Origin of the sequence: Pedobacter montanisoli (assembly GCF_022809115.1) — a bacterium.
Classification (GTDB): domain Bacteria; phylum Bacteroidota; class Bacteroidia; order Sphingobacteriales; family Sphingobacteriaceae; genus Pedobacter; species Pedobacter montanisoli.
In genome coordinates, this window is record NZ_JALGBH010000002.1 from 931,810 (window position 1) to 944,726 (window position 12,917).

The 12,917-nt window shown below is 36.7% G+C and carries 10 protein-coding genes; 5 read left to right on the forward strand and 5 right to left on the reverse strand.

Annotated elements, in window-relative coordinates:
* Together MMF97_RS11855 and MMF97_RS11860 are read right to left on the reverse strand one after the other, a co-directional pair.
* Nucleotides 1–906: a glycosyltransferase gene (locus MMF97_RS11855; protein ID WP_243362587.1), complete on the reverse strand. Its 906-nt coding sequence runs from the start codon at nt 904–906 to the stop codon at nt 1–3.
* Entirely contained in the window at nt 881–2,692 is a 1,812-nt protein-coding gene (locus MMF97_RS11860) for a carbamoyltransferase family protein (RefSeq protein ID WP_243362588.1), read from the reverse strand. Before MMF97_RS11860 ends, MMF97_RS11855 begins: the two co-directional genes overlap by 26 nt.
* 335 nt (nt 2,693–3,027) lie before the next feature.
* On the opposite strand from MMF97_RS11860, the gene MMF97_RS11865 reads away from it, so the two are divergent.
* Nucleotides 3,028–5,199 carry an ATP-binding protein gene (locus MMF97_RS11865; RefSeq protein ID WP_243362589.1) on the forward strand — a complete coding sequence of 724 codons (2,172 nt, stop codon included), beginning with the start codon at nt 3,028–3,030 and terminating at the stop codon, nt 5,197–5,199.
* Here the strand turns inward: MMF97_RS11865 and MMF97_RS11870 are convergent.
* On the reverse strand, nt 5,177–5,842 hold the full coding sequence (locus tag MMF97_RS11870) for a response regulator (protein WP_243362590.1): 666 nt from the start codon (nt 5,840–5,842) through the stop codon (nt 5,177–5,179). The two genes, MMF97_RS11865 and MMF97_RS11870, sit on opposite strands and share 23 nt — an antisense overlap.
* A gap of 198 nt (nt 5,843–6,040) precedes the next feature.
* On the reverse strand, nt 6,041–6,253 hold the full coding sequence (locus MMF97_RS11875; protein WP_243362591.1) for a hypothetical protein: 213 nt from the start codon (nt 6,251–6,253) through the stop codon (nt 6,041–6,043).
* 368 nt (nt 6,254–6,621) lie between these two features.
* Here MMF97_RS11875 and MMF97_RS11880 point away from each other — a divergent pair, with 368 nt between their 5' ends.
* The 4 genes from MMF97_RS11880 (at nt 6,622) to MMF97_RS11895 (ending at nt 11,151) form a co-directional block, all read left to right on the forward strand.
* On the forward strand, nt 6,622–9,009 hold the full coding sequence (locus tag MMF97_RS11880; RefSeq protein WP_243362593.1) for a patatin-like phospholipase family protein: 2,388 nt from the start codon (nt 6,622–6,624) through the stop codon (nt 9,007–9,009).
* Nucleotides 9,010–9,410: 401 nt separating this feature from the next.
* Nucleotides 9,411–9,824, forward strand: a complete 414-nt coding sequence (gene arr, locus MMF97_RS14680; RefSeq protein WP_394801175.1) for an NAD(+)--rifampin ADP-ribosyltransferase — start codon at nt 9,411–9,413, stop codon at nt 9,822–9,824.
* A gap of 264 nt (nt 9,825–10,088) precedes the next feature.
* Complete coding sequence (locus MMF97_RS11890) at nt 10,089–10,478, forward strand: VOC family protein (RefSeq protein WP_243362597.1); 390 nt, start codon at nt 10,089–10,091, stop codon at nt 10,476–10,478.
* Between the two features lie 250 nt (nt 10,479–10,728).
* The gene (locus MMF97_RS11895) at nt 10,729–11,151 is read left to right on the forward strand and encodes an SRPBCC family protein (protein WP_243362598.1); all 423 of its coding nucleotides are present in this window, start codon (nt 10,729–10,731) and stop codon (nt 11,149–11,151) included.
* A 182-nt stretch (nt 11,152–11,333) separates the two neighbouring features.
* Here MMF97_RS11895 and MMF97_RS11900 read toward each other — a convergent pair whose 3' ends face one another.
* Nucleotides 11,334–12,737 carry a beta-lactamase family protein gene (locus MMF97_RS11900; protein ID WP_243362599.1) on the reverse strand — a complete coding sequence of 468 codons (1,404 nt, stop codon included), beginning with the start codon at nt 12,735–12,737 and terminating at the stop codon, nt 11,334–11,336.
* Nucleotides 12,738–12,917 lie beyond the last annotated feature (180 nt).

Below are 12,917 nucleotides of genomic sequence, written 5' to 3' on the forward strand. Positions count from 1 at the left end.
CTATAATAATAAAACCCTGTATTTTAAGGCGCCATATGTTTTCCAGTAAATGGCTACATATGGAATGATAAAAGAAGTAAATAGCATCTCGCTTACATGTTTTAAAGATCGGTCTGCATTTTTGGTACGTTTCCAGGCAAAATTTATAATTAAGGCAAAAAGTGCACATAGGTTGGCAAAGGCTAAATAAGGTGATCCGTTTAAAATGAAGTAAACGAACAAAAGGGTAAACAATAAAACCAGATAGTAATTCCAGGCAGTTTGTCTGCTGATCTTTCTGCGGTACAATTCAGGATATTTTTTAAACAGCAAGGCATCGTAAATTACCTTTCTTTGTTCTTTGATACTTACTGCCCACGGGAATCTCCTTACCGGATGAACCACATACGCATCTTCCAGTTTAATGATAGGAATGCACTGTTCAATGAGTTTAAATTCAAGATCGCTGTCTTCACGCCAGGCCAATTTAAAACGTCTATCAAAGCCGCCAATTTGAATGAGTGCTTTTTTGGTACATACACAATTTGCCGTAATAAAATCTGCATGCTGCAATTTAGCCGTATTCAGTTCAAAATCATGCGGTTTATTAGAAATAGGTACAAGGGTACTGCCGCTGTAAGCAATCAGTTCTTCGCCCTTGTAATGTTTTAAAACAGTTTTTAACCAATCGGTTTGGGGTAGGCAATCGTCATCGGTAAAGGCAACAAGCTGCCCTTTGGCACTTAACCAACCTATATTGCGGGCATAAGCGGGCCCGTTTTTGCGATCTGGTTCTATGTATTTGAGATGAATGGTTCCTCTTTTAGCAATCTTGTTAACCATGCTACGAGTTTGCTCATCTGGTCCATCGCTCACTACAATAACTTCAAACAAAGCCGAATCAATATTTTGCCTGGCTAAGCGCATGAGGCAACGCTTCAATAGGTTCGGCCTCTTGTAAGTGGGTATAACTACCGATATTTTTATTTCCATGATCTTTTCTAATTAAAAATGAACCCATAATTAAAGCGTCAAAAGGCGATGTCCAGAAACACTCTACGGCATCACGAGGGCTACATACAATAGGTTTGCCCAAAGTGTTAAAGGAGGTGTTGACCAATACAGGTACCCCGGTTTTTTCTTTAAAGGCTTTAATGAGCTTGTAATACAAAGGATGTTGTTTTGCGTTAATGGTTTGTACCCTGGCCGTACCATCTATGTGCTTTACAGCTGGTATTAAATGCGCTTGTTCTTTAATTACATTGTACACAAAAAGCATAAAGGGCGATTTTTGTGCTTGCTCAAACCAGTGATGCGCTTCTTCTTCCAAAACTACGGGGGCCACGGGTCTAAAATCTTCGCGGTCTTTAACAATGTTCAGTAACGACTGCATCTTTGGATCAATGGGCGATGCTAAAATAGATCTACTGCCCAATGAACGGGGGCCATATTCCATCTTGCCCTGAAACCAGCCAATGATCTTATTTTGAGCTAGAAGATCAGCTGTTTCTTCAGCCACATCATCCATTTTATGGTAAGGTATCTTACATTTTTGCAAAAAAGCCTCTATCTCGTCATCGCTATATTCAGGGCCCCAATACACATGCTCCATTACAAAATCTTTATCCTCGCTTTCTCTTATTTGTGCATCTGTCCAAAGCGCTGCGCCCAATGCCGTTCCAGAGTCGCCTGCGGCAGGTTGTACCCAAATATTTTTAAAGGGGCTTTTATCTCTTATGCGTGCATTTAAAACACAGTTTAAACCTACTCCGCCTGCTATACATAAATTATCTTCATGGCTCATACCGTACAGCCAATTGCAAAGTTCTAAAACTGTTTCTTCCAATACATATTGCAAAGAACGGGCTATATCAAAATGGTAAGCGGTAAATTCTTCTCCTTTTAATCGGGCCGGACCAAAGCGTTCTTCAAGTTTCTCATTAACAATCTGGTATTGCCCATTGCCCAGATACTGTACAATTTCTCTAAAGTCTTTCACATACTCTGGCTTGCCATATGAGGCCAAAGCCATCACTTTATATTCATCAGAAGAATGCAGAAAGCCCAGATAAGTGGTTACGTTCTCATATAACAGTCCTAAAGAATGCGGTAGCTTTACTTCATCTATTTTGCTGATGTTATTGTTATGCCCTATGCTGTAAGTTGTAGAACAGTCTTCTCCCCGTCCATCTAAAGTAAGTATGGCTGCTCTTGTAAAGGGCGAGGGTAAAAAAGCACTTGCAGCATGGGCAAGGTGATGATCTACAAAATGCCATTTCCAATTGCTTTTATCGGCTTTGTAAAACCTTTTTTGCAGGTGATGCGGATAACCATCAACCAGATGGTTTTCTGCATTGATGATAGAGGTTAAGAAAAGATTATTCCAGGGATTTTCAAGTTCTGCACTAAAATTCTGCTGATCTGCGAACAAGGGAACCGGACAAAAAGCCGAAGCTTTTAATTCTGGTGACAAAATTTGATAGGGATCAAAAGAATAAGCAATGTGATCTACTTCATTAAGATGTATACCTGAAGTTTTTAAACAAAAATCAATGGCATGAAAAGGCAATTCATAAGTACTAAAGGGAATGGGTCTTTTTCCATGTTTAAAATGGGTAAATCTTTCGTCTTCAACGGCAGCTATGAGTTTTCCGTCTTTTACGATACAGGCAGAAGAATCATGAAATACTGCGTTAATGCCAAGGGTGTACATAAGCTGTTTTTTAAGTGATCAAGTACTGTTGTAACTGCTTAAAAGGGGTAAAAGATTTAGTATTTTTGAAATCAGGTACTTTTATAAAAAATAATATGCCTTGTTAGAGTATTTATAACATCATATCCGTATATTTACGTTAGCGGCTTAAAGAATAAAGTACTGTTTCTTAACCAATCTTACAGTAAAATTCGCTTATTTATCCATCCAGTACGTAAAATGCGTGATGTTCAACAAGAGATAAATAAGTGTAAAAACAGCAAGCTTCTCTATTTTCTGCTCTTATTTATAAATTATTTTATTTATAAATAACTTGGACAACCACCTCAACCCCTATGAAAAACTTTAAAATTAGGCGCATAGAATCTGCTTCTTATGTTCAATCTTTTGGATATATTATTGTTATTGACTTAGAAGGGCAGATCATTGGTTTAAGTAGCAATATTTCTGAAATCTCTACCGAGCCGGTAAATTCTTATTTAAAGCAGCCTATCGCTGCTTTTTTTAATCGCTCTTTTGCTGCTCAGGCACCTAAAATATTAAAAGCTATACAAAAACTGTTGGATGAACCCGAAGGCAGGCAAACGCTTTACCACCACATTGCTGGAAAAAGGTATTATCTAAATCTGTTTAGGAACAAGGATAAAATATATTGCGAATGGGAACCTCATCAAAAAAGAGCTGCCAAAACTGTTCAGATAGATACGTTAACCTGTCTTTTAGAAGAAAAAACAAAAAATGTATGGACATCTGTATGTACCTCGGTAAGAAAGATCATTGGTTTTGACCGGGTGCTTATTTTTAAAATGGAAGCATCTGGCAGAGGAAGAATGCTGAGCGAATGTTCTGCAGATAAAAAATACTTAGGTAAGCAGTTTGCCGAAAGTTTTATGCCGGCAGAAGCCATTAATTTTTATCGCAGCTCTCCTTACCGCTATTGTCCTGATACGGACAATGAAAATATTGCATTTTTAGAAATTGGCGAACCTACCGATCTATCACCCTCTTTGCTCCATCCTTTTCCCGATGTGCACATCAATTACCTTAAAGGCATTGGGGTGGTGTCTGTAATTGTAATTCCTATTTTTATAGACCACAAATTCTGGGGTTTATTGGCCGGACACCATTATCAGGAAAAAGCAGTAGATCTGCAAACCCGGCAGTTATGCACTTTGGTTTTGCAACATGCCGCCCATAGGTTCGATTCAGATTTTAAACGATCCCAATTAAAATATTATAATCAGATCAAGAGCATTGAATTTAACCTCAAAGAAAAATTAATGAACAATAACAGTATCAATGTGGTGCTGGTTCAAAATCTTAAAATGCTCTGCCGCAATGCCAAAGCCGATGGCATAGCTATTTACCATGCCGGAGATATATTTACAAGTGGCATTTGCCCTACACATGCGCAAATTGAAGAAATCGTTAAAATCATTAACCCGTTTCATAAAAAGCCGATCTTTAAAGACCATGATTTTGCTTCAAAATACCGAAAAGAAATAGGCAGTCTATCTTTTGCGGGTTTATTGAGCTTGCAGATCGCTCAAAGAAACGATCATTATATTTTATGGTTCAGAAAAGAAAAAACAGACCGTATGTATCGCATTAGTTCTTCTAATGCGCAAGAAGAAGAAGCGGGCTGCGAAACCTGGGAAGAAACCATTGTAAATGCTGCAGAACCCTGGGATGATAAGATACTTTATTTTGTACAAAGCCTAAACGAGTTGCTGCATGAAGTTATTGTTTTAAGATCAAAAGAGCACGAGAAACTTAACGAAGAGCTAATCTTATTGAACAATGAGTTCGAAACCATTGCTTTTACCCTTTCTCACGATCTAAAAAATCCATTGTCTGTGGTAAAAATAGGTGCCCAGATCATTCATGATCAGCACTTGGTACAACCCCAAAACAACAAACAAAACTGGAGCAAGACCATATTAGATGGCATACAGAACATTGAAGCTATTATAGAGGGTTTATTGCATTTATTGGATAAGAAAGCGTACAAATTTTCAAAGGCGCCCATACCCTTATCGCATATGCTGAAAAAAATAGTAGATGAAACCAAGATACTCTATAACAATGAACGCTGTACTGTAGAGTTTGGTAAACTACTGCCCATTTGGGGAGAAAAGAGCATGATCTATCAGATTTTTTTAAATGTAATAAGCAATGCAGTAAAATATACCTCTATGCAAGAACAGCCTTTTATAAAAATAGATAGCCACCAAAACAATAAATACCTGCATTACAGCATAACAGACAATGGTATAGGTATTCCTAAGGCTTTTTTAAAAAACATGTTCAATGTATTTAACCGGGCAAGCAATAGTCATGATTTTCCGGGAACAGGTATTGGTCTTTCTCTAACCAAAAGAATGTTAGAAAAATTAGACGGAAAAATTGCCATAAAAAGCGCAATAGGCAACGGAACTACAGTAATCTTGAGTTTCCCATATGCCCCACAAAATTTATTGAGCATTAACAGATCAAGCCGTTCTTAAAAGCATATTTGATCAAAGCTGCCGAGTTTCTTACATTGGTTTTATTGATCAGGTTTTGCCTATGCCCTTCAACCGTTCTCTTGCTCAGAAAAAGCTTGTCTGCAATTTCTGTATTGGTTAAACCATCACTAATCAGTTCCAGTACTTCTAACTCTCTATCTGATAAGCATATGTCTTCTGTAAGGTGGGTATTATTGTCGTAATTGCTAAAAGCGCTACTATTTTGTTGTACACTTTCTATAAATTCCATAGATAGCTCATCGCACAGGTATTTACCACCTTTAGCTACGTGCTTAACGGCAAAAAGCAATTCTTCATAATCAACTTTTTTCAATAGATAACCATTAGCACCTTTTTCAAAACAGGTTGATACTAACTGAGTACTGCCTACCATTGAAAGTACAATAATCTTAATATTTGGATAATGGATATTGATGTATTCGGTCAGTTCTTTCCCATCCATTTCTTTCATACCTATGTCTGTGATCAATACATCGGGTATAAGTTTGTTTTCTAGCAATTCTATGGTTTCTTTACCATTATTCGCTTCGCCGATTACGCAAAAGTGTTCCTGTGATTCTAAGAGCAACTTTATTCCATTGCATACAATGGGATGATCTTCTGCTAAAATAATTTTTATCATGTTTAAATTCATTAACAAACGGTTAAATAATCCTTGTTAAATAGTCATAAGTATCAACGAATAATTTTCAGATTGCAATTATTTAAACAAAGCCCGAAAGCATATAGCGTTATTTAGAATGAGCATTAGCCGACAGAAAATATTTCCAATTCCATTTTGGCCTTGAAAATATCTTCTGATCAGCCATAAAGCAGGATATTACATCTCTTTTTCATCGTGTCCGTGAGTTTTTACAATTTTATTGTACACGCCAAATAATAGAAAAGGTGCAACCCATTGACCTACAAAAAGTGCCATGTGCTTATGTTTCATACATTTTAAGCCTAATGAAAGTCCCATTGCTGCTATAGCTGTCCATAAAAAGAAATCAGACGGAATTTTTGCAGTCTGGTTTTCAATTTCTTTTGCCATCTCTCCTTCTTGATGTGAATTTTCGCTGTCCATACATATCCTCCTTTACAAAACTTAATTAAAATTACATTATCTGGGTTTATGCCCGCAAAGCATATACCATAAAGGCAGCAATTGTGTTTCAAACTAATAATCAAGTATTTAGCATCGTAAAATACCGACAAATACTTGTTAATTCATATGCATCCAATAACTTTCAAGATGGGTCTGTGCCTATATAATTGCACACTAAACAAGCAAAAAATGCACATCAGATTTCTTCATCTAAATTTATTTAAATATTTGGAAGCCCCGCCTGAATGAACTAAATTTAAAAAACAAACAACTAACTTATCAGATTCTATCTGATAAAACTATAACCGGTTTTTATGAATTGGATTAAAACGCTCACACCTCTAAACTTGTGGTTTGCAATTGTTAAAGCATTCAGATTAATAGAAATAAGCTGGAAATCACTTTCTAAACGGATATTTATTTCAGATTTTTTATCGGTAATACGCAGTATTGGATTTGTAGCTATTCTTGTTATACTTTCGGGTGCTGCATTTTTATATCTGGGCCAGGGACAAGACATTTTATTGCTGGTTATTGAACGTGCCATTTCTGGAAACTGGTGGTCATTTGCAGGCTTACTTTTCTCCATGATCCTCTGGAGTATTTTTGCAGAATTGAGCGTTAGATATGCTATTGCTGTTTCCGATAATTCGGGTCTGCACTTAAGTGATGAGCGGGTTGAGTGGAGAAAGACTGTTCAGAAGTTATTGGCCGCTTTTTTTCTTCTCTGGCCTATATGCATGGTGCTTATTGGTCTTATATGGGTACTGGTTAAAGCCGAATACATCAGTTATTCACAGCGTATAACTTTTGGCGGAATAGCCATTTTTTCGCTCTTATTAGTGCTGTTGGTATTAGCCGAGCTCTATTTCCGTAAATTTGGTAAAGGTACTCCCGGAAATCCCAAACTTACTAAATTAGGTCATCGCTCACTGCCTCCTCTGGAGCGCAAGTGGCTCGAAAAACTATATGGTATTTATAACGATTATGTTTTTACCTTACCTAAGCACACCAATTTTAAAGGAATTTACAATGAAGAACTGAAAGATTTTACAAACCTCTTTCTGGATCACAATTATCCAAAACCAGGTTTTCCGCAAGATCCCAAAGTGCTCCAGCCAAGGCGTTTGGTTCCCGATACGTTTATCTTACTAAATGCCCAAAAAATTAAAAACAGTGCAGCCCTTTATAAATGGGTCTATAAGATCCCACCTTCTTTTTATGCAATCTTTCATAAACGTGTAAGAAGAATGATCTTTATCAGTATTTTCCTCTTTATTATGATTGCTCTCATTCCTGCAAAATGGAATTTTTACGCAGAATTTGGCGCTCCCGCCCTAGTTTGTCTGGCTTTTGCCTGTTATACAGGCATGTATATAGGGCTGTTGTATATAGACAAAGTATTTTTACCAAAATGGCCTCTGGGTATTCGCTTTGTTCTCATCGTTTGGGTTGCCTGCATGTCATGGTTAGATAATGATCATCCTGTACGCTTACTCGGAGATGTACAGAAACGCAATGATGTTCAAACCCAGTTCAAAAAATGGTTTACTGCATATAAACAAAGTTTTGATAGTCTATCTGTTAAAAAGCCTGATACTTATCCGGTTGTATTTATATGTGCTGAAGGGGGAGCTTTTCGTACAGGTGCCTATACTGCTATGTTTTTAAGTCAGATGGAATCTGACCTGACAAAGAGATCAATTGATTTTCGTCAAAGTATTTTTGCCATGTCTGGTGTATCAGGAGGTGCGGTGGGTTTGGGTTTTTATAATGCTATGGCATTCAGAGATAAATCGGCTGTAGCAGATACCGCACTTGTTGCCAAAACCCGAGAGTTTTTTCTGCATGATTCCTTATCGCCAATAATTGGAAAAATGTTTTACGGCGAATTTATCAATCTCTTTTCATGGCGTAATATTGAACTTTTCGATCGTTCTATTGCTTTGGAAGATACCTGGGAAAAAGCCTATTCTAAATTTAAAAACAATAAGAAGACTAACAGCTATTCAGAACCTTTTATTTTAAATGATACGGGTACGGTTAAGCCTGTTTTTCTGATCAATACTTTTGAAGCCGAAAGCGGATTGAATGCCGTAGTTTCCAATAACGCCACAAACGGATTGCTTTTTGATAAACAACGCGATTTGTTTGCTTCTAAATTAAAAAATATCAGGTACAGCACGGCTATCAATTTCAGTAGCCGCTTTCCTTTGTTTTCACCTGGTGCAATGATCGATTCAGGTGGTAAAAAACGTTTACATTATTTAGATGGTGGTTATGTTGAAAATACCGGAACGGGAAGCATGTTAGAAATTATCCAATTACTAAAACAATCAGCTGACTATAAATGTATTACTCCAATAGTAATCAGTTTAAGATTTGGTACAGATTCAACTGATAATAATGGCATTAAATTTTTAAATGAATTGAGTGAAATTGCCTCTGGTTTATTAAACACACGTAGTGGCAGAAGCAAAACTGCTGTAGCCATGTTAAAAAAGGTTATTGAGGCTGACAAAGGCATTTGGATCGATGCACCTTTAAACCCCGAAGAAAAGAAAATCCCGATGAACTGGGTACTTTCCAGTCAGAGTATGAACCGGATACAAAAAGATATCCATGAAAAATTAGCACCTAAAGGCAAAATTATGGATTCTCTGTTTAGTCGTAAGCTGATTTACAAACCAATGCCGAAATAAAGAAAATACCTTAATCTGAATAAGAAAATTCTAAATCTTATTATCAGACAGGTTTTAAAACGTCAATAAATAAAATGGAATTTTCACCCTTTAACCCTATTGTTAAGCTTTGTCTCCAGGGTATGGGCATGGAAGAAAACAGCCAGCCACAAAAAGCAGTCGAGCTGTTTCTGCAAGTCTGGAACGAAGCCACAAACAACTTTGAAAAGTTTCTTGCAGCCCATTATATAGCCCGGCATCAAAAAACGGTTTCAGATAAATTAAAATGGCTCGAAACAGCTTTGGAACATGCTTTAAAGATCAATGATGATAGCGTTAAAAGTGCCTTACCTGCACTTTACCTCCATATTGCACAATGTTACAAAGAGCTCAATGCTGAAAAAGCAAAAGAATATGCAGAATTGGCCAATTTATACAAGAACAACCCTGCTGATAAAGGCCCCTTTTATCATGGTACAAAAGCAGATTTACAAATTGGCGATTTATTGACAGCGGGTGGTAATTCCAATTACAAGTCTGAATTTAAAATGAACCATATTTATTTCACAGCTTTGGTTAACGGCGCAGGACTTGCTGCCGCTTTGGCAAAAGGCGATGCGCCTGAACGTGTTTATGTTGTTGAACCCACAGGTAATTATGAGAACGACCCTAATTTAACCGATAAAAAGTTTCCGGGCAATCCTACCCGTTCCTATCGTTCTGAGGCACCCTTAAAAATTGTGGGAGAAATAACCGATTGGCAGAGACCAGCACCAGAAGAACTGCAAAAGTTCCGCGAGAAATTAGCAGATAACAAAGGCGAAATCATTAATTAGTTTTAAGAGCTACCCCCAGGCTTGAGAAATACCATACTTCAGTACAAATTGTCGAATGTAAGCAGTCAATAGAATAGGCTTCTACGGGCTCAGCCTGACAATTGCTATTTACATCACCCCCGAAAATCGAGGCCGGCTCTGAACTTCCCGAAGTGTCGGGACAGGTTGTTTCAGGGTCTAATATTTATTTAAAGAAGTTATAGCGACACTAATATTAATCTCCTTTGGTATTTCTTTTTCTTAACTTTATAAAAAAGGAATGTCATGAATACACAAATGATATGGGCCAATCTGGCTGTGAGCAATTTAGCGCGAACCACAAAATTCTATACGGATCTAGGTTTTAAACCCAACGGAGAACCTAACCACCAGTTAACCAGTTTTAGGGTTGGCGACAATGAGTTTGTGATCCACTTTTTTTTAAAAGAAGCACTACAAGCCAATATGAATATGGAAATAGCAGATGCGCACCAGGCCGCCGAAATATTGTTTACAATTTCTGCAGAAAGCAAGGAAAAAGTAGATCAATGGGCTATCACAGTGAGCAAGGCAGGCGGAAAGCTCCTCTCCCAACCCGAATCATTTGGTGAGGGTTATTATGGTTTTATGTTTGCCGACCCCGATGGTCATCGTTACAATGTGTTTTATATGTAATTCACTTAATGAATTGACGGGTTTTAATTAATTGAACCACCTAGAAACATCGTCTATAATTGTCATATTCCCGAAATTAATTCGGGACAAGTTGTGGAAATAAATTGTCACATTGAGCTTGTCGAAATGTACATTTAACATTACTCTGTACTTATTTTACAAATAAAAACACAAGATTAATTATATTTAGCAAGACCTAAAACCAAAGTCTTTAAATCAGAAGACAAACATTTCTTAACCGCAAAACAAAATGGCCACAAATATTTCAAGATTAACCATTAACGCAACACCACAAAAAGTTTGGGATGCCCTAACCCAGCCAGAACTCGTAAAATTATGGCAATACGGCAGCGATTTACAAACCAGTTGGCAACCAGGCAGCAAAATAAGATTCACTACAAAATGGCAGGATAAAGTATTTGAACAATGGGGAACCGTTTTAGAATTTAGCCCTACTGCAAAGCTCAGGTACAATCTATTTGCACCAAGACCCGATCTTGAAGATAAACCTGAAAATTATTTTGAAATGATCTATACCCTAACAGCAGATAATGGTCAAACCAAATTGGAAATTATACAGGAAGACAACAGATCAAATGCCGTACAGGAAAAAGAACAAGGAGAAGAAAATCCCATTTTGCAAACCCTGAAACAGATTGCTGAAGCCAATTAATGCAAACAAGTTTGGATACAACTGCTACAAGCTATTTTTTTTACAATAAAGGAAGCTGTAAAAAGCCTCCTTTATTGTAAGGCAGAACCTCTCGTTTACCGTTACCCTATTACCTTCACTTCACTTTGAACTCTCCGAACTAATAAACCACTGCTCCAATATCGCTGGTACTGGCATTGCCTTTATTTATCTTTTATTTTTTTGATTTCATCAATCATTTTTTCTGCATTACCATTGGTTCCGCCAAAGCTAATTGCTTTGTTATACCACTCTAATGCCAAATCATATTGTTTGTTGGTTAGATAAGCTTCTCCTAAACTATCGGCTACATTCGCATTTTTAGGAAACTCTTTTGTTGCCAATTCAAATATTTTTATAGACTCATTAATTTTGCCTAGCCTTAGCAATTCATATCCAAGGGAATTGAGTTCGCTCGGGTTTTCAAAACTATATTCCTTTTCAGAAGATTTTTTCAAAAAATAATAGGTTTCAATCGCTTTATTTACATCGTTTAGAGTTTCTTTTCTTAATGCCTGGTAAACCGATTTTTTAGGAATTTCAAAAGCTTTTCCCAACATAATGTCACGAATGATATGTCCTAAGCTATAAACTTTATTAAGGTTGTTGGATGCCAGAATTACAACGACATCATTTTTCATGTCATTTAATAGAATAGATTCAAATTTATACGAAACACCATTGTGGCGTTGCAATTCATCTTCTTCATAATATCTACCAAGAGAACCACCTTCTTCTTTTGCATAAGGATTATTCAACAACGCTTCAAAGGATTTTCTGGAAATTAAACGATTATGATTCATCGCATCAATCCATTTGTACATATCATTGATATCCAACCAAAGCCAACCGCTGATAAATTCTATTTCTGGACATCTCACATTATCCATGTCATAACAAGACGTTCGGTTTTTATACCCTGGTTTTGCGTCAAACACGGAATTGGTCATTTTCAAAGGTTTAATAATATTTTTAGTAACAAAATCTTGGAAAGTCATTCCTGTTATCTTTTCAATAATTCGTCTTTGCAAAAAGACGTTGCCATTGTCGTATCGGTAACCCTTTCCAGGCTCAAATAGCAAAGTATCCGTTTTTCTCAAAATCTTCCATGCTTCTTCATCGCTTTTTGGAACGATTAGTCCACTTTCTAGTCTGGGAATTCCGCTGGCGTAATTAATCAAATGTCTTGTCGTTACTCTTTCAGACCATTTCGGCAAACCTAAATTATATTTCGAAATAGGGTCATCAAGATTTAGTTTGCCACGTTCTACTAACATCATAATAGCAACTGCATTAAATTCCTTTGCGATAGAGCCAAAATTTAAAATTGAATTTTTCGTTAAGGGTGTTTTCTTTGTTTCATCTGTAAAGCCAAATGATTTTTGATAGATAATTTTGCCTTTTTTCGCAACAAGGACATTTCCATTGAATAAACCTCTTTTGTAGGTTGTTGCCATTACAGAATCAATTTGACTGCTATAGTCTGGCTCTTTTTTCGTTTTCTCACTTTTTTGAGCCAATACATTTATTGAAAAAAGGAAAAGAAAGATGACAATTGTATTTTTCATTAGTTTTTTTGAATTTGATTTTTACGACGTTCTTTTTGATAGAATTGAGGAGCATAATTTTCTAATTATGCGCTCCGGGTTGCACAAAGCTTTTTTGACAGCAATTCATTTTATTTTTAATTGTTTTGCTGCAAAAGTGCATCAGAATACATTAATACGCGACCGACTAAAAAAAATCGA

Excerpts from the sequence above, each read along its gene's own strand:
- MMF97_RS11865 (WP_243362589.1), top strand. The coding sequence starts at position 3,028 with ATGAAAAACTTTAAAATTAGGCGCATAGAATCTGCTTCTTATGTTCAA.
- MMF97_RS11870 (WP_243362590.1), bottom strand. The coding sequence starts at position 5,842 with ATGATAAAAATTATTTTAGCAGAAGATCATCCCATTGTATGCAATGGA.
- MMF97_RS11890 (WP_243362597.1), top strand. The coding sequence starts at position 10,089 with ATGAATACACAAATGATATGGGCCAATCTGGCTGTGAGCAATTTAGCG.
- MMF97_RS11900 (WP_243362599.1), bottom strand. The coding sequence starts at position 12,737 with ATGAAAAATACAATTGTCATCTTTCTTTTCCTTTTTTCAATAAATGTA.
- MMF97_RS11875 (WP_243362591.1), bottom strand. The coding sequence starts at position 6,253 with ATGGCAAAAGAAATTGAAAACCAGACTGCAAAAATTCCGTCTGATTTC.
- MMF97_RS11880 (WP_243362593.1), top strand. The coding sequence starts at position 6,622 with ATGAATTGGATTAAAACGCTCACACCTCTAAACTTGTGGTTTGCAATT.
- MMF97_RS11895 (WP_243362598.1), top strand. The coding sequence starts at position 10,729 with ATGGCCACAAATATTTCAAGATTAACCATTAACGCAACACCACAAAAA.
- MMF97_RS11860 (WP_243362588.1), bottom strand. The coding sequence starts at position 2,692 with ATGTACACCCTTGGCATTAACGCAGTATTTCATGATTCTTCTGCCTGT.
- MMF97_RS11855 (WP_243362587.1), bottom strand. The coding sequence starts at position 906 with ATGCGCTTAGCCAGGCAAAATATTGATTCGGCTTTGTTTGAAGTTATT.